Below are 448 nucleotides of genomic sequence, written 5' to 3' on the forward strand. Positions count from 1 at the left end.
GACCAAGACCACTCGCACTTCCCGCCAGTCCGCTCGCGTTGTCCCGCTGCGCAAGGGCACCACCCTCGAAATGGTCAGGCTCTGCTGCCCCGACGCCGCCCAGGCCAGCCTCATCTCCGAAAGCTTCGGCCTGCCCGTTCTTGACAGCGACAGCATCCGCGATCTTCACGAGAAGCTCATCATCGAGACGGCCGATGCCCTGGGCGAAGGACTGGGCGAGAGGGCGATGCAGATCCACCTGCAGCGGATCGTCGGCGCCTATGTCGGCTCCGCCCACGGCGCCGGCCAGTTCTACAGCCGGGCGGTTACGGAGGCCCGCGATGCGACCGCCAAGGTCGCCAACGACGCCCGCGACGAGGACCTCGACGGGCCGGTCGGCTTCGACAGCGCAGCCCAGCGCAAGCGCGAGTTCGCCGCCGACATGGCGCTGCAGTCCCATGCGCAGCGC

1 protein-coding gene is annotated in these 448 nt (G+C 69.0%); it reads left to right on the forward strand.

Annotation, left to right across the window (positions count from 1 at the left end; translation table 11 throughout):
* On the forward strand, nt 1-448 hold a 448-nt coding region (locus EOA27_RS39910; RefSeq protein WP_127259138.1), incomplete at both ends, for a hypothetical protein.

Source organism: Mesorhizobium sp. M2A.F.Ca.ET.037.01.1.1 (assembly GCF_003998075.1).
In the GTDB taxonomy this organism is placed as follows: Bacteria; Pseudomonadota; Alphaproteobacteria; order Rhizobiales; family Rhizobiaceae; genus Mesorhizobium.